The sequence below is a fragment of the Salinibacter grassmerensis genome (assembly GCF_947077765.1).
In the GTDB taxonomy this organism is placed as follows: domain Bacteria; phylum Bacteroidota; class Rhodothermia; order Rhodothermales; family Salinibacteraceae; genus Salinibacter; species Salinibacter grassmerensis.
The window spans coordinates 26,489-45,182 of record NZ_CAMTTF010000007.1 but is presented as its reverse complement, the minus strand read 5'-3'; the positions used below and the strand labels follow the sequence as shown (position 1 = coordinate 45,182).

19 protein-coding genes are annotated in these 18,694 nt (G+C 66.4%); 12 read left to right on the top strand and 7 right to left on the bottom strand.

The window, feature by feature from the left end; translation table 11 throughout:
* Positions 1-222 precede the first annotated feature (222 nt).
* On the top strand, positions 223-1,302 hold the full coding sequence (gene bioB, locus OJB03_RS13295) for a biotin synthase BioB (RefSeq protein WP_263788256.1): 1,080 nt from the start codon (positions 223-225) through the stop codon (positions 1,300-1,302).
* Between the two features lie 65 nt (positions 1,303-1,367).
* Here bioB and OJB03_RS13290 read toward each other — a convergent pair whose 3' ends face one another.
* Entirely contained in the window at positions 1,368-1,685 is a 318-nt protein-coding gene (locus OJB03_RS13290; RefSeq protein WP_263788254.1) for a hypothetical protein, read from the bottom strand.
* 258 nt (positions 1,686-1,943) lie between these two features.
* Between OJB03_RS13290 and OJB03_RS13285 the strand changes: the two genes are divergently transcribed.
* The 7 genes from OJB03_RS13285 to OJB03_RS13255 all read left to right on the top strand — a co-directional run bounded on the left by OJB03_RS13285 (position 1,944) and on the right by OJB03_RS13255 (position 9,336).
* Complete coding sequence (locus OJB03_RS13285; RefSeq protein WP_259117817.1) at positions 1,944-2,153, top strand: hypothetical protein; 210 nt, start codon at positions 1,944-1,946, stop codon at positions 2,151-2,153.
* Positions 2,154-2,379: 226 nt separating this feature from the next.
* Positions 2,380-4,593 carry a TonB-dependent receptor gene (locus tag OJB03_RS13280; RefSeq protein ID WP_263788248.1) on the top strand — a complete coding sequence of 738 codons (2,214 nt, stop codon included), beginning with the start codon at positions 2,380-2,382 and terminating at the stop codon, positions 4,591-4,593.
* A gap of 90 nt (positions 4,594-4,683) precedes the next feature.
* Positions 4,684-5,526 (top strand): tetratricopeptide repeat protein, encoded by an 843-nt coding sequence (locus tag OJB03_RS13275; protein ID WP_263788246.1) that lies wholly within the window; start codon positions 4,684-4,686, stop codon positions 5,524-5,526.
* A 43-nt stretch (positions 5,527-5,569) separates the two neighbouring features.
* The gene (locus OJB03_RS13270; RefSeq protein ID WP_263788244.1) at positions 5,570-6,532 is read left to right on the top strand and encodes an ABC transporter ATP-binding protein; all 963 of its coding nucleotides are present in this window, start codon (positions 5,570-5,572) and stop codon (positions 6,530-6,532) included.
* An 86-nt stretch (positions 6,533-6,618) separates the two neighbouring features.
* Positions 6,619-7,356, top strand: coding sequence for an ABC transporter permease (locus tag OJB03_RS13265; RefSeq protein ID WP_263788241.1), 738 nt, complete (start codon positions 6,619-6,621; stop codon positions 7,354-7,356).
* 43 nt (positions 7,357-7,399) lie between these two features.
* The gene (locus tag OJB03_RS13260; protein WP_263788240.1) at positions 7,400-8,539 is read left to right on the top strand and encodes a sensor histidine kinase; all 1,140 of its coding nucleotides are present in this window, start codon (positions 7,400-7,402) and stop codon (positions 8,537-8,539) included.
* Between the two features lie 50 nt (positions 8,540-8,589).
* Entirely contained in the window at positions 8,590-9,336 is a 747-nt protein-coding gene (locus OJB03_RS13255) for a LytR/AlgR family response regulator transcription factor (protein WP_263788238.1), read from the top strand.
* Positions 9,337-9,378: 42 nt separating this feature from the next.
* Here the strand turns inward: OJB03_RS13255 and OJB03_RS13250 are convergent, their stop codons facing one another.
* The 4 genes from OJB03_RS13250 to OJB03_RS13235 form a co-directional block, all read right to left on the bottom strand.
* Positions 9,379-9,909, bottom strand: coding sequence for an RrF2 family transcriptional regulator (locus OJB03_RS13250; RefSeq protein WP_263788236.1), 531 nt, complete (start codon positions 9,907-9,909; stop codon positions 9,379-9,381).
* Between the two features lie 73 nt (positions 9,910-9,982).
* Positions 9,983-11,491, bottom strand: a complete 1,509-nt coding sequence (locus OJB03_RS13245) for a nitronate monooxygenase (protein WP_263788234.1) — start codon at positions 11,489-11,491, stop codon at positions 9,983-9,985.
* A gap of 48 nt (positions 11,492-11,539) precedes the next feature.
* Complete coding sequence (gene hemN, locus OJB03_RS13240) at positions 11,540-12,922, bottom strand: oxygen-independent coproporphyrinogen III oxidase (RefSeq protein WP_263788232.1); 1,383 nt, start codon at positions 12,920-12,922, stop codon at positions 11,540-11,542.
* Positions 12,923-12,965: 43 nt separating this feature from the next.
* Positions 12,966-13,670: a hemerythrin domain-containing protein gene (locus OJB03_RS13235; protein ID WP_263788230.1), complete on the bottom strand. Its 705-nt coding sequence runs from the start codon at positions 13,668-13,670 to the stop codon at positions 12,966-12,968.
* A gap of 227 nt (positions 13,671-13,897) precedes the next feature.
* Between OJB03_RS13235 and OJB03_RS13230 the strand changes: the two genes are divergently transcribed.
* The 4 genes from OJB03_RS13230 (at position 13,898) to OJB03_RS13215 (ending at position 17,101) form a co-directional block, all read left to right on the top strand.
* Entirely contained in the window at positions 13,898-15,373 is a 1,476-nt protein-coding gene (locus OJB03_RS13230; protein ID WP_263788228.1) for a phytoene desaturase family protein, read from the top strand.
* Positions 15,374-15,411: 38 nt separating this feature from the next.
* Positions 15,412-16,461, top strand: a complete 1,050-nt coding sequence (locus OJB03_RS13225) for a Brp/Blh family beta-carotene 15,15'-dioxygenase (RefSeq protein WP_263788226.1) — start codon at positions 15,412-15,414, stop codon at positions 16,459-16,461.
* 64 nt (positions 16,462-16,525) lie between these two features.
* On the top strand, positions 16,526-16,744 hold the full coding sequence (locus OJB03_RS13220; protein ID WP_263788224.1) for a hypothetical protein: 219 nt from the start codon (positions 16,526-16,528) through the stop codon (positions 16,742-16,744).
* Positions 16,745-16,789: 45 nt separating this feature from the next.
* Positions 16,790-17,101 carry a 2Fe-2S iron-sulfur cluster binding domain-containing protein gene (locus OJB03_RS13215; protein WP_263788223.1) on the top strand — a complete coding sequence of 104 codons (312 nt, stop codon included), beginning with the start codon at positions 16,790-16,792 and terminating at the stop codon, positions 17,099-17,101.
* Between the two features lie 8 nt (positions 17,102-17,109).
* Here the strand turns inward: OJB03_RS13215 and OJB03_RS13210 are convergent, their stop codons facing one another.
* Together OJB03_RS13210 and OJB03_RS13205 are read right to left on the bottom strand one after the other, a co-directional pair.
* Positions 17,110-17,991 (bottom strand): fructosamine kinase family protein, encoded by an 882-nt coding sequence (locus OJB03_RS13210; protein ID WP_263788221.1) that lies wholly within the window; start codon positions 17,989-17,991, stop codon positions 17,110-17,112.
* 90 nt (positions 17,992-18,081) lie between these two features.
* Positions 18,082-18,606, bottom strand: a complete 525-nt coding sequence (locus tag OJB03_RS13205; protein ID WP_263788219.1) for a low molecular weight protein-tyrosine-phosphatase — start codon at positions 18,604-18,606, stop codon at positions 18,082-18,084.
* Positions 18,607-18,694: the final 88 nt, after the last annotated feature.

Below are 18,694 nucleotides of genomic sequence, written 5' to 3'. Positions count from 1 at the left end.
CGCACCGGCCAGGCCTCAAACTTCAACGGGAAATTGTCGTCCGCCCCACGTATTCGGTTGTATTTTTTGGGCACAATCCCAATGGTAAGAATGGGATTCTTTAGAGGCAGGAGTACAGGGTCGAACAAAGTTTCCTGACCTTAACGTGACCCGGCGGAGAACACGGGAGGGACGCCGTCCCCCGAGCCCTTATGCTTTTTTACGGACAACACCCTGGTGCCCATGACAGCCTGGAGAACACTGGCCACCCAAGTACTCGAAGGCTCTCCCCTCTCTCCGTCGCAGGCGCTCGACGTCGTGCACGCCGGCGACGATGAGCTGCTCCCCCTGCTCGACGCGGCCTTTCGCGTCCGGCGGCATCATCACGGGCGGCGCGTGCGCATTCACGTCCTTCAAAACGCCAAAAGCGGCGTGTGCCCGGAGGACTGCGCGTTCTGCAGCCAGTCCCTCAAGTTCGACAGCGACCCCGAGCAGTATGGGATGCAACAGGTGGACCAGATCATTGAGGGCGCCGAAGCCGCCTGGGACAAAGGGGCGGTGACATACTGTATCGTCACCGCAACCCGGGGCCCCCACTCCAGCGAGGTCGACGTCGTCTGCGAGGCCACACGCCGCATCAAAGAGAAGTATCCGATGGACGTGTGCGCCTCCCTCGGGCTGCTCGACGAGGAGCAGGCCGAAAAACTTGCCGATGCAGGCGTGGATCGGTATAACCACAACTTGGAGACGTCGTGCGACCACTTCGAAAACGTGGTGACGACGCACGAGTGGAGTGACCGGGTTGAGACTGTCAACCGGGCCAAGGCGGCCGGCATGGAGGCATGCTGCGGGGGAATCATCGGGCTCGGCGAAGCCCCGAAGGACTGGGTCGACCTGGCCATGGCGCTCCGCGAGATTGGCGTGGAGTCGGTCCCGGTGAACTTCTTAAACCCGCGTTCCGGCACCCCCCTGGAGGATGTGGAGAAGGTGCGCCCCCAAGAGTGCCTGAAGGCCCTCGCCATGTTTCGGCTCGTCCATCCGGAGGCAGACATCCGCATGGCCGGCGGACGCGAGGTCGTGCTCGATCAGATGCAGCCCCTGGCCCTGTACGCCGCCAATTCCTTCTTCACCGACGGGTACCTGACCACGGGAGGGCAGGGCGAATCGAAGGACTACCGGATGATCCAGCAGGCCGGATTCGAGCCTGTGATCGTCGAGGACGGCCCGGAGCGGCAGGTGCCCGTACAGGCCGATGGCACATCTTCTGGGGACCCCGACACGGCCCACCGGAAGCATCAGCCTTCGACGAGTCCTGCCAACTGATTGCTTCCGTACTCGACGGTCCCTGCACTTTTGCGCGTCTTCTCCGCTGGCGGCGGCGAACAGACTCACCCGCTCCGCGCCTGCGACGAAGCAGGAACTGCATCGGGCGCCGCCGGCTCCGGCTCCCACCATCCGTCTTCCACAAGCCGGGCAACCGTTCGCTTCGGCCACGCCTTGTAGCGGAGCTCGGGCCGGTAGGGCACCGCCTGCCCGTTCTCGGTAAGCCACTCAAAGCAGACGCAGGTCGAGGTCTCGAAGAGCACACCCAAGGTACACCCCTTCCCTCGAAGGCAGTACTTGTAGCATGCCTGGCCGGGGCGGTCGCGTACCGAAAAATCGCTGGGGGCCTCGCGTTCGATTTCCTCCAGTTGCATGGCGAACATTGGCTTTGAAGGCGTGCCTTGTTTGTATAGAGTCTAAATAAACCGCCCACTCTAGAACGTACAACGTCTCTCCGTGAAATTTCGGACGAGACCGGCCCTTCCCCCACGCTTTGTGCTTTGCAGGCGACGCACAGACCGGTCGGAACTGGATTTAGATCGACTCTAAATTTTGTCTGCAGTGGACCCTTCCTCGCTCAGGGATGTTCGGGCTTGTGAAGTTTGTCGATAGATCCGCACAAAAGACAGGGAGCGGCAGCCATGGCCCACGATATCGAATCAATGTGCAAGTCCTGCACGCATCTCGACCGCGACCGCGACGACGAGGCGGTTTGTGAAGCCTTTCCGGAGGGCATCCCCGAGGAGATCTGGCGAAACCAGCACGACCACCACGAACCGTATCCGGGGGACCAGGGCGTGCGATTCGACGCCATGCCGGTCCCCGAAGAACAGGCGGAGGTCGTCGCCTGAGTGTGCATTCATCCAACTTGTTTTGGGCCGACTCGTCAACCGGCGGGTCGGCCTTTCTTTTTTGACGGCACTTTTCAGCGTCGAGCCTCCTGCTCGCTCGTCGGCGCGACTCGCGGCCCGACGAGGGCAGACGCGACTCGTCGAGATCCCCCAAACGCGAACCCCAGGCGGTGAATAGGCGAGGATGCCATTGTGGACGAACTCATCCTCACCCGCCAATCTCACCATGCGTCTCCGACTCATTGGGGCACTCGGCATCGTACTCACGCTCATTCCTGCCGTGGCCCCGGCCCAGCCTGCCGTGGTGAAGGGCCTGGTGCAGGACGGGCGCGACGCCGTTGGTGTGCCCTACGCCAACGTGCAGCTCAAAGGAACGACCATCGGCACCGCTGCCGGGGAGAACGGCCGCTTTCGTCTCGAAACGACACGCACCGGATCGGTTGTCCTGCGGGCTTCGGCCGTCGGCTACGATCCCGTAGAGCACTCTCTCCGCCTCCGGGCCGGCGACACGACCACCGTTCGCTTCGTCCTCCGGGCCGAGCGCGTTGAGCTCGACGGGGCCGTCGTGACCGGCGAGGCCTTCTCGACCGGATCGCCCACGGAGTCTACCTTGGGCTCAACCGAGGCGGTGACGACACCGGGCGCCGCCGGGGATCTCTTCCGCGCGCTGCAGTCGCTCCCGGGCGTGGCTGCACCGGGAGATGGCGCCGGCCTCTTCGTGCGGGGCGGCGACGTGACCGAGACCAAAACGCTTCTCGACCAGGCGACGGTTCATCATCCGTACCGCTACGAGTCTCCGGCGGGCGGGTCGTTTGGCGCCGTTCGCCCCTTCCTCGTCGGCGGCACCACGCTTGCCACGGGCGGCTTCTCGGCCCAGTACGGCGACGCGCTCTCCGGCGTCCTCGCGATGGAGTCGAAGGATCGGCCGACGGAGTCCAGCCGGTACGTGAACCTCGGCCTCGCCGCCGCGTCCCTCGCCCTCGATCAGCCGCTCGTGGAGAATACGCTCGGCCTGCGGCTCTCTGGCAATCGCTCGTTTACCGGGCTTCTCTTCCGCGTCAACGGCCAGCACGGGGACTACGCCACCGTCCCGCAGGGCCTGGACGGCAACCTAGGCCTGACCTGGGACTACGGCCCCACCGGACAGCTCAAGCTCTTCGCCTTCACCCGCCACAACCGCATCGGCGTGGAGGCGACGGAAGGCGCCTATTCCGGCGTCTACCGCGGCCAGACCACGAACCAGCTCTACAGCCTGCAGTGGACGAGCCAAATACGCGGGTGGACCGTGGAGTCGAGTGCCTCCTGGAACGCACACACGTCGACGAAGAGTCTCGGCGCGCTCAACCTATCGCCGACCGACCAGGCCGCCAAGCTTCGTGTCGACGCCACGCGCAAGACCGACGACCGGACGCTCCGCGCCGGCGGCACCCTCGAGCGGCGGCGGTACCGGTTCGACGGCACGGTTCCGACGCAGCCGGACGTCGTGACCCCGGACGCCCCCACGCGTTCGATTGATCAATCGCTCCCGGCCACGCGGGCCGGCGGATACGCCGAGATCGAGTCCAGCGTCCTTTCGTCGCTCGTCGCCCGGGCCGGGCTGCGCGCCGACGTCCACAGTCGTGCGGGCCGACCGGTCGTCGATCCACGGGTGGGCCTGTCCTGGCGGGTCGCGCCGAACACCCATCTGCGGGCCGCCTGGGGGCTCTACCACCAGTTCCCGGAGCTCAGCACCTACGGCGAGCACGCCGGCGACAATACGCTCGGCGCCCAGAGCGCGCAGCACGTGGTGGTGGGCCTGCGCCACGAGCGAGAGAACGTGCTCCTGCGGGCCGAGGCCTACCACAAGCCGTACCGCGACCTGGTCGTCCGCACCGGGCCGTCCCGCTACGCAACCGATGGAACGGGGGCCGCGCGGGGCGTCGACCTTTTTGCCAAGTACGGATCGTTTCTGGGGACCCGCTTCAACGGATGGACCTCGTACAGCCTGCTTCGCTCCCATCGCACCCAGCCCCGGGACCGCGGGACGGACCTGACGCTCGAACAGGGACCGGCCCCCTACGACCTCACCCACCAGATCACGGCGGTGGGGAAGGTGCGTGTCGTGGACGAGATTCGGGTTGGCGGCACGTACCGGTATACCACTGGGCAGCCCTTCACGCCGGTCGTGGGTACTGAGCAATTGGAAACCGGCACGGTCCTGCCGGTGGACGGGCCGGTGGGGAGCGAGCGGCTTCCGGCCTACCACCGCCTCGACCTGCAGGTAAGCTACTTCTGGCCCTTCAACCGCCAGCAAAATGTGGTCGTCTACGCGGCGCTCAACAACGTCCTCGACCGGGCCAACGCCGTCGACGTGACCTACTCGCCCGACTATTCGACCCGCCGGTACCGACGGACGGACTTCCGCCGGTCGGTGTACTTCGGCCTCACCCTCACGCTTTGAGACGGCTTTTCTCCTCCTACCGTGCATCCGACCGCGATCGGCACGCGCGACGCACCAACGTGTCCTTCCTTCTCATCTCCCAAATCTCTCATGCTCCCGATCTCATCAAACGCTCTCCAATCCTCGGTCTTCTTCTCCACCGCCTGCATTCTGCTCATCGGCCTTCTCGCATGCGGGGCGAGCGGGCCGGCGGCGTCCACGACACCAGCGTCTCCTGCCTTCGGGCCTTCGGCAACCGACTCCCTCCTTCGAGAGGTCAAGACCCAAATCCGTAGCGCCACCGACACGGGCTCGATCGATTCCCTGAGGCAGGCTCGTGCCCTGGCCAAGCAGGCCACCAACAGCGCCGACCGCGCGGCGCTGGCCCACTACTACGCCGCCCTCGCCGACTACCGGATCGTGAACCGGCTTTCCGAAGACGCCGAGGACCGTCGCGAGCAGGTCCTTCAAGACGCCCTCACCCACCTCAAGCGCGCCACGGAGCTCGACTCCACGATGGCCGACGCCTGGGCGCTATTGTCGGGGTGCTACGGGCAGATGATGGGCATGAACCCGATGCAGGGCATGTCGCTGGGCCCGAAGGCCAACGAGGCCATGAAACAGGCCAAGGAGCACGGCGCCGACAATCCGCGCGTGTGGATCATCGACGGCACATCGGATTTCTACGCACCCAGCATGTTTGGCGGCGATGAAGAGAGAGCCCTGGAGAAGTTCAGGAAAGCGGCCCGTCTCGCCGAGCAGGCGCCCGCCGACGACCCGCTGATGCCCAGCTGGGGCCACGCCGAGGCGCACGCCTGGATCGGCCTCGCTCATCTGGAGGCCGGGCGGTACGACCAGGCCCGCACGGCCTTCGAGACCGCGCTCGACCTCAATCCCGACTACGGCTGGGTGCAGTCCGTCCTCCTACCTCGCCTCAACGAACAGACCGGGTAGGGAGCCTCTCGCCCCTCACTTCTCGTCCTTCATCGTTCTTGCCATGGACACTGCTCTCGCCATCGATGGCCTTCGAAAGGCATACGGCTCCACGGTCGCCGTCGACGACCTGTCCCTAAAGGTCGAGACGGACGAGATCTTCGGCCTCATCGGCCCCAACGGCGCGGGCAAAACAACCGCCGTCGAGTGCGCCCTGGGCCTGCGCCGACCCGACACGGGCACCGTGCGCGTGCTCGGCATGGACCCGCAGCAGGCGTCGCCCAAGCAGTTTTACCGTCGGGTTGGGGCTCAGCTGCAGGAGGCCGCCCTGCCCGACCGCATCACGGTCCGTGAGGCCCTCGATCTCTTTGCCTCTTTCTACCCGACGACGACCGACCCTGCCACACTCCTCGACCGCTGGGGCTTGACGGACAAGCACGACGCGGCCTTTGGCGCCCTCTCCGGCGGCCAGAAGCAACGGCTCTTCGTAGCCCTCGCGCTGGTGCATAATCCCGACCTCGTGGTGCTCGACGAGATCTCGACGGGGCTCGACCCGGAGGCTCGTCGGGGCACGCAGGAGCTGCTGCGCGAGGTCCAGGCATCCGGCACCACCGTCATTCTCGTCACGCACTTTATGGACGAGGCCCAGGCGCTCTGCGACCGGGTGGCCATGATGGATGAGGGGCAGTGTGTCGCCCTCGATACACCGGAGGCCCTCATCGATCGGCTCGACGCATCGTACCGGGTCTGGTTCGACGCGCCGTCCGATTTGGATCCAGACTCCCTGCGCACGACGGACGGCGTGCAGAGCGTGGAGGTCGTGGACGGCCACGTGCAAGCGCGGGGCGGGGATGACCTACTAACGACCGTCGTGCACCGTCTCGCCAGCGCGGACGTCCTCCCGAACGACCTGCACGCCGAGCGCGCCACCCTGGAAGACGTTTTCTTCGCCCTCACGGACGACTCGTCCGCGTTCTCCTCCTCTGAGGCACACACAAAAAAGCGGTTCACTCCACCCCCCTCGTAACGCATCATGTCGCATCTCTCCCCTCAACCATCGGGACGAGTTGCCCCCTCCACCCGCAGTCTCGTCCAACCGATACGCTCAAGCCGATGAAGGCCTTCCTCACGCTCACCTGGACCGAGTCGAAACTTTTTCTGCGGGAACCGTCCGCCACGTTTTTCACGCTGGGCTTCCCCCTGCTCCTGCTGTTCGCGTTCGGTGCCATCTTTGGCAACGGCCCCGCCTCCGCCCCCGGCGACGTCGGCTATACCACGCGCGCTATTCCCGGCTACGTGGCCCTTACGATCGGCTCCCTCGGCCTACTAAGCCTGCCCATCACGCTGGCGACGCAGCGCGACCAGGGCATTCTCCGCCGATTTCGCGTAACTCCGCTCCGTCCGACGACCGTGCTGGGGACACAGGCCGCCGTGAACCTCGTGATGCTACTCGTGAGCACGGCCCTGCTCCTCGTCGCCGCCACCATCGCGTACGCCGTGCCCCTGCCGTCCTCTTTTCTGCTGGCAATCGGTGCGCTGCTGTTCGCCGGCATCGCCTTCCTGAGCCTCGGTTTCCTGCTCGGTGCCCTGATGCCCACAGCCCGCGCGGCGCAGTCGGTTGGCATGGCGCTCTTCTTCCCCATGCTGTTCCTCTCGGGGGCGGCCCTTCCGCAGTTTCTCTTCCCCGACTGGCTGGTGACCGTGAGCCTCGCCCTGCCACTCACCCACGTCACCCGCCTCCTGCAGGACGCCTGGCTCCACGGCCAGTGGAACGGGACGGCGGGGCTCGTCCTTGCAGGAATGGGCCTCGCGAGTGCCGTCGTGGCGGCGTGGGCCTTCCGGTGGTCGTAACGCACCTCGACGAGACGACTCCCTCCCAATACACTGAGCAGACATGTCGTCGGTGCCCTCTTCAACCGACCTCGATGCCTCCCTGGAGGACATCGACACCCAGGCCCCACCCAAGCCGCACATCACCTGGACAGGGATCGGACTGGCCGCGGTGGGCTGGACGCTCTACGCGCTCCTCTACACGTTCTTTATCGCTCAGCAGGAGCCCAACGCCCCCTTCGTTGGCCTCCTCGCCGGGCAGATTGCCTTTGTTCTTATCCTCGGCCTTTACAGCGTACCGGTCTGGTGGGTCACGGTGCGCGAAATGGATCGTACGGGTTGGGGATGGGTGCTCGGCGCGCACCTGACCCTCGGCCCCCTCTACGCCTGGGGCGGGCTCGAGTCGTACCTGTTCGTCGTTCGGGCCGTGTTTGCCCCCAGCATCGCGGCGGAGATTGGGGCCCAGTACCAATGGGTCCTGTTCGGCAACCTGACGGTCTACGCCATCCAGTTTGCCCTCTACCACCTGGTGCGGAACGTCCAGCGCCTCCGGCAGAAGGAGCGGCAAACCACCGAGCTTCTGGCCATGGCCCGCGAGCAACAGGTCGCCGCCCTCAAGGCCCAGGTCAACCCGCACTTTCTGTTCAACACCCTGAACTCGATTAGCGCAACGCTCCGCCGGGACCCGGAGCAGGCCCGGAATATGATCGCGAAGCTCTCCGGCATGATGCGGTACGCCCTCGAGGGCCCGGATCGTGAGTTCGTTCCGCTGCGGGAAGAAATCGCCTTCACCCGCCGGTACCTCGACCTGGAGCGGCACCGCTTTTCGGATCGGCTGCGGGCCCGGATGGACGTCGACGCCGACACCGACGCCCTGGACACGCCGGTGCCGCCGATGGTGCTGCAGCCCCTCGTGGAAAATGCGCTCCGCCACGGCATTGCCCCGAGCGAGGAGGGCGGCTCCGTCACGGTGGAGGTAACCGCCGAGAACGACGAGCTCGACGTGCACGTGGCAGACACCGGCGTGGGCCCCGACGCCGAGGACCCGCTCTCGGGCTCGACGGATGGCACCGGCCTCGCCACCACCACCGCACGACTGGAACACACCTACGGCCCCGACGCGGCCCTCCGCACTGCCCAGAACAACCCGACCGGCTTCAGGGTCTGGTTCTCCATCCCCCGAAACGGCACCACCGATTCTTGACCATTCCTCACCTCACCGCGCCTCCCTTTTTCTAGTCTCCGCCCGAGCCTGTGCGCACCCTCATTGTCGACGACGAACCGCCCGCCCGCAGCCTGATTCAGGAGTACCTGCAGGAGGTGGACCGCATCGAAATCCTCGGCGAGTGCGGAACGGGACGGGCGGCCATTGAGGCCATCAACGAGAAGGCCCCCGACCTCGTCTTCCTCGACGTACAGATGCCCGGCCTCGACGGCTTTGACGTGCTGGAACGGGTCGACACGCTGCCGGACATCATCTTTTCCACCGCCTACGACGAGTACGCGATCGAGGCCTTTGAGGCGGGGGCAGTGGACTATCTTTTGAAGCCGTACACCAAGGCCCGCTTCCGAACCGCCGTGGAGCGGGCGCTGGAGCGCCACGACCGGGACGACGACGCGTACGCCGATCAGCTGGCGACGCTGCTGCAGGAGGCCAGGGCCGACGCCGACGAACCGCCCGAGCGGCTCTACGTGCGCCGCGGCGACAAAATCATCCCGGTCGACCCCGACGACGTTCGATGGGTGGAGGCGGCGGGCGACTACTCGAAGCTCCACACCGACGAGACGACCCACCTGTCGTCGATGGGCATCGGCGCGTTGGAGGACCGCCTTGCCCCAACGCGATTCATGCGCGTCCACCGCTCTCACATTCTTGCCTTCCCGGCCATCGACCACCTCTACAGCGACGGCTCGGGTGGGTACAAGGCCGTGCTCGACGACGGCACCACCGTCCGGGTGAGCCGCTCCTACGCCTCTGAGATTCGCGACCGGCTCGTATGAGACACGGGCTAGACATGGGCTCCGCCGAAGCACGCGGCAGGCCTACGTCGAGGCCTCTTCGGCCTCCGCCAGGTCGTCGATGAACGGCGTGAGACGCACGTCCGGCACCTCGCTCAGCGTCGTCCGCTGAAAGGTTGTCTTCATGCGGTCGCGCTCCTCGGTCCAGTGCTCGTGGAGGGGGCACGGCTCGGCCTCCCCGCAGCCCGGCAGGCCCAGCACGCACTCCTGAAACAGGTCATTCCCGTCGATGGCCACCACGATTTCGTACAGACTGGTAGCGCCCGGCGCACGGGTGAGGGCTACCCCACCGCCCGGGCCACGCTTCGAGGTCAGAAGCCCCGCATCGTTGAGCTGCTGGAAGACCTTCGTCAGGAACGAGAAGCCGATTTCCAGGTCGTCGCTGACGGTCTGGATCGAGACGTACTCACGGGTGGCGCCGGAGCCCTCATCCGCCTCTGCTGCCTCCTGATCGAGGGTCCCCAGGTACAGCATCGCGCGCAATCCGTACTCACAGCTTTTTGAGAGCAGCATCTGGACGTTGGGGCCGTGAAAGGAGCGCTGCGGAGTCGACACGGGACGGGTGCATAACATGATACGCACCGGTCCACTCTGTCAGCGTTCCCCATCCAGGACGCCTGAGCCCCCGTCAATCGGCCGGCTGCGGCCGTCGTAACGGGCTCGACACACGAGGGGGGCGAACGTCTTCGTACAGATAGTTGAGCACGTCGTCTGCGTCGTACTGCGGATCCTCCGCCGACCCGAGCGGGAGGTCTTCCAGTGCGTCGCCCCCGGTGAAGAGGGGCGGCTCCGCACGGGTCCCGCGCTGCTGCCCAAGCCCGATGTTGGCCATCAGTGCGTTGCAGAGGCAGGCCCGGCCCTCCGTCTCCTCCCGGTCGCCCCCGCGGCTGGTATAGGTTTTGACCGGCTCCGCGGGACACCGGCCCATCAGGCGTCCCTCCTCGTCGAGGTACGGCTCGCGCAGGTAGCCGAGGTCGCAGATGCGGGCCCGCCGTTCGCGTACCTCCGCGTCGGCCAACGTGCCGTCGGCGGTGAGCACCTTGAACGGAAAGCCGGTGGAAGAGGCGCGCCCGTCGGTGCTGACCTCAATCTCCCCGTTGTGCAGCCCCCGAATGAGGCGGCGCGTGGTGCTGGGCGGGTAGCCGGACTCGTCGGCGAGGGAGAAGAGCGATCCCACCTGGATGCCGGCAGCCCCGGCCTCGTGGGCAGCCCGGAGCCCCTCGGGCGAGCCGTATCCGCCCGCGAGGTAGAACGGCTTGCCGAGGGATCGGATCGCCTCCAGGTCCGCCTCGTCGCGCTCGTCGTACAGCGGCGTGCCGTCCTCGGTGTAGTTCTTGTTTCGAGGTGGGGCATTGTGCCCGCCCGCTACGGGGCCCTCCACGACCCATCCATCCACGCGCTCGTCCGGCAGCTTGGCGTCCATGATGCGGGCCAGCGCGTCGGACGAGATGATGGGTAGAAACAGGGGACGATCGAGGGTCGGGGGCGCGGGCCCGAGCACGTCGGCCGGGTCGAACCGGTACACATAGGTGTCGTCGGCGGTGTCCTCGCCATCCGGCGCCTGGCTCGTGTCCACGTCCAGCCGCAGGGCCGCCGGCTCGCCCGCCGCCAGCTTCGGGATTTGACGGGCCTCCTCCAGGGGGATCCCCGCCCCGATGGAGACGATGTCGACGCCCGCCAGCAGCGCGCCGTAGATGCAGGGCAGCGTGTAGCGCTTCAGCTTCGCCAGGAGGTTCATGCCGACCGTTCCCTCGTGCCCCTCCGCCGCGAGCCGGACTTCCGTGTAGGTCGCCGCCGCGAGGATGCGCTGGGCGCGGATGGAGGGCTCGAAGCCCTGCATATTGAGCAGGTCGTAGGACTCGCCCGGCGGCATCCCCTCCGGCCGGTAGAACCGGTCAATCAGGTGACCCGCGATCTCGTCGTCGGGGTACTCGGCAAGCATTCGGCGCCGGTCGTGGGGGTCGCCCTCCTGGAGCTCGCGCACGACCACGGAGTCGATGCCGGTGCCGGATATGACGCCAATTTCGCCCCGCCGGGCCACGCGGCGGGCGAGGCGCCAGCTGGAAACTCCGATGCCCATCCCGCCCTGAATGATGTTGGGCGCGGTGGACGGGGCAAGTGCGGTGGAAGCGGTCATTGGGAATCAGGTCAATGTGGAAGCAGAAGCGTGAGTGGACTGTGGGCGTCAAACGCTGTCGGAATAGGCGGGCTGCGTGTCTGGAGCGGCGTCGTGCAAGTACGCGTCGAAGGCCGCGGCCACGTTGCGGACCAGCAGGCGCCCCGGCGGACGCACACGGATCGCGTCTGGGCTCAGCGCGACGAGCCCGTCCTGCTCCAGCGGGTGCAGGCGGTCGAGGGCCTCGCCGAAGTGGGCGTCGAAGTCGACCTCAAACCGAGCCTCGACCGCCGCCTTCTGCACCTCGGCGTTGCACATGAGCTGCATGATGACGTGGCGCCGCAGGCGATCCTCCGGGGTCGGTCGATAGCCCCGGTAGACGGTCAGCTCGTCTTGGTCGATCTGGTCGTAGTACGTGCGCAGGGTCTTCGTATTCTGGGCGTAGAGCCCCGAGAGCTGGTGAATGCCGGAGAGGCCGAAGGCGTAGACGTCGGCCCCTGCGCGGGTGGAGTAGCCCTGAAAATTCCGACGGAGTGTGCCATTGTCCTGCGCGAGCGCCAGCTCCTCGTCCGGCTTCGCGAAGTGGTCCAGCCCAATGAACCGGTAGCCAGCACTCGTCGTCAGCGTCTCGAGCGCCTGCTTGAAGAGCCCCAGCCGAACGGCCGGGGCCGGGAGCGCCTCTTCCGGGATGAGGCGCTGGTGCTCCAGCACGGACGGGACGTGCGCATAGCTGTACAGCGCAATCCGGTCCGGGTCGAGATCAACAACCCCGCCGAGCGTCTCGGCCATCGTGTCGGGCGTCTGGTGGGGAAGGCCGTACACCAGGTCGAGGTTGACGCTGTCGATGCCATGGTCTCGGGCCCACTGCACGGCGGTTCGCGTGAGCCGCTCCGGCTGCACCCGGTTGATGGCCTCCTGCACCGTGGGGTCGAAGGACTGCACCCCCAGGCTCAGACGATTCACCCCGATCTCGCGGGCCGCCACGATGTGGTCTTCCGTCAGGCCGCGGGGGTCGGCCTCGATGCTGATCTCGGCGTCGGGCGCCACCCGGAAGCGGTCGCGGAGATGCCGTCCCAACCCCCGAATTTGCTCCGGAGACAGCAGGGTGGGGGTGCCACCGCCCCAGTGCACCTGGGTGACGGGCCGCGCCGACGACAGCATTGGGGCCAGCAGGTCAATCTCGCGCTTCAGGTAGCGGAGGTACTTCGCGATGCGCTCCGGATCGTGCGTCACCTTCATGTGGCACCCGCAGTAGTAGCAGAGCTGTCGGCAGAAGGGCAGGTGCAGGTATAGCGACAGCGGCGCTTCGGGCGACGACGTGTTTGCACGCCACACCTCCGCCCGGAAGGTCTCCGGCCCCACGGCCTCTCCAAAGTGTGGAGCAGTCGGGTAGCTCGTGTAGCGGGGAAGCGACTGGTTGTACTGGCGAAGGAGATCGAGGTCAACATTCATGGCGGGAAAAGTCTGCAGAAGCAGGCGGGTGCACGGCCGGGGATCAGAGGAGCGATTCCGCGCGGGGAAGGAGGATGTGGAGCTCTTCGTGGAGGTGTCGGCGCAGGTCCACCTCCAGCTCGTGCAGTCGATTCAGTACGTCTTGGAGGACCTGGTCCGCCCCCTCCGGCGCCTGATACCCGTCCGTCAGCGCTCGGAGACGCTCCAGCTTCGTCCTCGTGTCGTCGTGCTGGTCGGCCATGTCCCGGAGCGTCTTTTGGCTCGGCGTGGACCCGTCGGGCAGCACCCGTCCCTCGGCCACGGTCCGCAGGGCGGGAAACACGTACTCTTCCTCCCGCCGGAGGCCCGCCACCAGGTCGGACCTTAGCATTTGGAAGGCCTCCTGGACCCGCCCGAGCCACTGGGGCGTCTCCGCGCCCAGGTCCCGGCCCGCCGTTTTCAGGCGCCTTGCGAGGCGGGGCAGGGCCCGCCGCAGGTAGTCGTGATGGGTCGACTGGATGTGGTCCAGTAGGTCTGGCAGGGACACGGATAGCCACTCCGGATTGCCCTCGGTGGGCACCGTCTCGACCGCAACGTCAAGCATCCGGGCGACCGTTTCGGGATCAAGCCCCTGCGCCTCGCAGGCCTCCGCAAGGGAACGTCCGCCCTCCCGGCCACAGTCGATGCCGAGTCGGTCGAGAATTTGGGCACGGGTGGGCCGCTCGCCCACGAGTTCGACGAGAAGCGTATCGGGAGAAAGAGCAGGCATGGGCCAGAAGCAATGGTGAGAAGGATCACGAACGAGACTCAGAAGCAGTACCGGCCGGGGTGGACGCCGACGCGTCACTACCAAGGGTAATGGAGGAGTCCGGCCTTCCCCAGCGCAGAACGTTACATTGGAGAAAAGAAGATGTTTTTATCCGAAATAGGGAATCTTCTCTTTTCGCTCACGAATAGAGATAGTGCTACGTTGACTCGCCCTGTGCCCCAACAGTCATGACGGTTCCGGACTCTGTATCCATCGTGGGCGGCGGCATCGGCGGACTCTCGGCAGCGTGTCACCTCGCCGACGCCGGGGCCGACGTCACCCTGCTCGAACAACACGACAACCTTGGAGGCGTAGCCGGCTCGTTTAAGTCCGGCGGGTTTCGCTTCGACTCGGGGCCGTCGTGGTACCTGATGCCGGAGGTGTTCGAGCGCTTCTTTGAGTCATTCGGCACGTCCGTCGACGCGGCGTACGACCTGGAGCGCCTCGACCCGAGCTACCGCGTCTTCTGGAAGGACGGCGACCGGCTCGACGTGCCGGCCGACCCGGACGCCCTCGCGCCAAAGCTCGAGGCCTACGAGGATGGGGCGGCCGATGCATTCCACCAGTACCTCGACCACGCCGAGGCCGTTTATGAGCTCGCGATGGACCGGTTTGTCTATCCCCGCCGGGCTCGCCTGCGAGATTGGCTCGACGGGGACGTCCTGCGCGCGGCATGGGCCCTGCCCTTGCTTCGCCCGATGGACCGTCACGTCAAGGGGTATGTGGAGCACCCGAAGCTGCGCCAGCTTCTGGAGTACAAGCTGGTCTTCCTCGGGGGCTCCCCCTACAACACGCCCGCCCTGTACACGCTGATGAGCCACGTCGACTTCAACCAAGGCGTCTTCCACCCGATGGGCGGAATGCAGGTACTCGTCGACGCCCTCGTGGACCTCGCCGATCGCCTCGGGGTCACCCTCAAGCGCAATACCCCCGTTTCGAGAATCCACTCGAACGGCGGTGGCGTGCGGGTGCGCACGAATGGCGACACGCGGACGTCCGACTGCGTCGTGGCGAATGCCAGCCCGGCCCACGTGGAACGGACGCTCCTCCCGCCCGACCAGCGTGATCACGGCGACGAATACTGGAACGGGCAGACCTACGGCCCGTCCGCCTATCTGCTCTACTTGGGCGTAGAGGGGGATGTCGAGCCACTGCGCCACCACTCTCTCGTGCTTCCCGTGGACTGGGACGCGCACTTCGAGGCGATTTTTGACGAGCCCGGGTGGCCCACCGATCCATCCTACTACATTCACGTCCCCTCCAAGACCGACCGCTCCTACGCCCCGGATGGCCACCACTCGGTGTTCATTCTGGTCCCCATCGCGCCGGGGCTCAACGATGGCCCGGCCCGTCGCGCCTGGATGCGTGAGCGGGTGCTGGAGGATCTGGCCGAGCACGCGGTCGACCTTCGGGGCCGCATCACGGTGGAGCACGAGGCCTGCGTCTCGGATTTCGCGAACCACTTCGGGCAGCCGAAGGGCAACGCCCTCGGCCTCGCCCACACGCTGTGGCAAACCGGGCCCCTGCGCCCCAGCCACCGGGCCGACACGGCGTCGGGGCTCTACTACACCGGCGCGGACACGCAGCCGGGCGTCGGACTGCCGATGTGCCTGATTAGTGGCAGGCAGACCGCCCAGGCCATTGCCGCCGACACTCCCGCGTAAACGTCTCACTCATTCTATCAAGTGGCTTTTTCGACCCCATGGCTACTCCCGCTGCTTCGTCGGTTTCTGCCCCCCGAAGTCAGGCCTCGGCGCGGTCTCCCTCGGCCCTGGCCGTCTGGGGCTCGCGCATCGCCCTTGGGGCCCTGGCCGTCGGGGGAGTCCTTGCGGCGTTGCTCAACGTGTCGCTGTCGATGGAGGCCCAGATGATCGGGTACCTCATCGGAATGGTGGCCCTCAACCTGCCCCACGGCGGCTACGAGCACTTTGAGAACCTGCGCCACCGCCGCGTCTCCTTCAGCCTGCGGTACGTCGTGCTGTACCTTGCCTTCCTCGTCGGCTTCGTGGGGTTCTTCTTCGTAGCACCCGTCGTGGCGCTCGGGTTGGCCTTCTCCACGGCGGTCGTGAAGGGTGGGCACGGCGGGGTGAAGGTGATGGATGCCCTGTGCGGGACCGAGCACCTACAGTCGTCGTGGCAGCGCGGCCTGGCGGCCTTCGTGCGGGGCGGCGCCATCATGCTGGTGCCGTTGCTGGCCTGGCCCGGCGTCTACGTCACGTTCTCCACCTACATGGTGCATATTTTCGGCGCGGCGGGCCCCCTCCCGCTGACCACGCGCCTCTCGGACGTCCAGATGGCGGTGGGCACGGTCTACGGCCTCGCCCTCGTGGCTCATCTCGGCGGGGGGCTGTATACCGGGGGAGTGTCAAAGGACTGGCTCACGGATTTTGCCGAGACGACGCTCCTGGTTGTCTACTTCACGTTCGTCCCCATGATGCTAGCGGTGGGGCTCTACTTTCCGCTCTGGTACACCCTGCGTCAGACTGCCCGCACCACGGCCGTCGCCTCCGACGACCCGGCGCCGGATCGGTTGTCGCTCCCCCTCACCTGGGCGGCGATGGTCGTGGGGGCGCTCGTCACGTTCGGGCTCATGGCTGGCTTCTACGTGCTCGTCCCGAACCCCCTGGGCGGCGCCGGGCTGCTCGGCGGGGCGGTGGCCTTCTACACCATCTTCGTCTGCCTTCTGGCGCTGCCCCACATTGTCGTGGGAGAGTGGCTGGACCCGGTACGGGGCATCTGGTACGTGCCGTAGCCTCATCCTCCGTTGCGCCCTCCTCGAATCGACTGCCTGCTCAACCGACCCCGCGCTTATGTCCATGGATGCCGACCAGATCATCGTCCGCGACTCCATTATTTTCGCCGTGGCCCTCCTGTTCGTGGCCGCCGGCCTCGCCGACGCCGTCCACATTCTCACCGGCCTCTCGTGGTGGGGCGCCGCGCCCCTCGGGGCACTCCTGTGGGGCACCGCCGCCACCCTGCTGTACCGCCGGGTCCAGTACCAGCTGGCCGATCCGCCCAGCGAGACGGTGGCCTGACGCCCACACTCCCCCTCATCATACCGGCCCACTTGCCACATTGACATGAGCATAACCGCCTCCGCAACCGACACCCATACAATCACGGTACAAACCGAGACCGGCCGGCACGAGATCGAGGTCGAGCCGGGCATCACGCTACGCCAGGCCCTGCGTCGTCATGGGCATTCGCCGCACAATGCCGTTACGGACGTCGCCAACTGTGGGGGGCGGGGCCACTGTGGCCTGTGCGTGGTCGAGATCACGGAGGGTGCCCCTCCTCCCACACAGGCCCTCGACAGCACGCTCAGCGGCATGGGCATGGGACGCCTCTCCTGCCTCGTGACGGTCGATCACGACATGACCGTCCGCCTGTAGCTCCCCGATCACTTCAGCTCGCTGAAGGGGCGGAGGGTCTTCTCCACCTGTGCGGCGTAGCCGCCCCCGAAGAGATTGAGGTGATTGATGAGATGGTACAGGTTGTAGACATCGCGGCGCGTCTCGTATTCCGGTGCCAGCCCCCACGCCGACCGGTAGGCATCGTAGAAGCGATCGTCGTACCCGCCGAAGAGCTCGGTCATGGCCAGGTCCGCCTCGCGGTGGCCGTAGTACGTAGCGGGATCGACGAGGGCCGGGTCGCCGACGGCGGTCACCATGTAGTTGCCCTTCCAGAGATCGCCGTGCAGGACGGACGGCTCGGGCGATTTGGGGAGAATGTCCGGAAGGCGCCGGTAGAGGGTGCTAAGGGCCTCCCCCCAGCCGTCGCGCCACCGGTTGCGCTCCCGCGCCATGTCCACCTGCGGCGCCAGCCGCTGCTCCCGAAAGAAGGTGGGCCAGTCGTCGGTCCACGCATTCGACTGCGGCAGACGGCCGATAAAGTTGTCCTGGTCGAACCCGTGCGCGTCGGCGGTGTAGCGGTGCAGGGCCGCAAGCCCCTCCCCAAACCGGTCCCAGAAGCGTCGTCCCTCGCGCCCTGGGTTGACCCATTCCATGACGAGAAATCCCGGGCGGGCATCGGTGGCGGGCGCAGTGTCGTGGACGGACGGCACCACGAGGGGACTATCGGCCGCGCCGAGGGCCTCCAGGCCGGCGGCTTCGCCGGGAAAGGTGCGCGCCACCTCGTCGGGGCCGTACTTTAGAAAAAACGGTGCGGCGTCGGTTTCGAGGCGGCACGCGTTCGCGATGCATCCGCCACTCACGGACACCACCGACTCAATCGTTGCGTCGAGTCGCTCCTCCAACGCGTCACGGAGCGCGTCCGGCAGCATACTACTGAGTGTAGGATTGGAGGCGTGAACGAAAAGAGCGCGACGGATGGCACCGTCGAGTCGAGCTGGGGTCGGGTCCGCGTCCGCACTTTATTCTTTCGCCTCCTCCTGCTCGTCCCCGACGTCCACCAGATCGTACTCGTCGGCGAGGCGGTGGAGGAGCATGTCCGCGGTCCGCTCAACGATCTCGTAGACCCGCTCAAAGCCTTCGCGCCCCCCCTGATAGGGATCCGGGACCTGGTAGTCGTCCGGTTTCGGATCGAACTCGCGGAAGAGCCGCACCTTACCCCCGTGCTGGTCGTCCTCGTCGAGGTGAAGGACGTCGTTCAGGTTGCTCTTGTCCATCACAAAAATGTGGTCGAACCGCGCCAGGTCTTCGGCCTCAAACTGCGACGCGCGGTGGTCTTCCAGCGACAGGTCATTGCGCTGAGCGGTCCTGCGCATCCGGTCGTCCGCCTTGTCGCCGACATGCCAACTGCCGGTGCCCGAGGACGAGATCTCGAAGTGCTCCTCCAGACCGGCCTGCTGTGCCTTGTCGCGGAAGACGGCTTTCGCAAGGGGACTCCGGCAGATGTTGCCGAGACACACGAACTGGATGTGGATGGGGTCGGACATGAAGCCTGCACAATGTGTCGAGAGGAGCGTACGGACGGAATCAGTGTGCTGTACGGGGCGGCACACACGGTGTGCCGGCGGCGCGGCC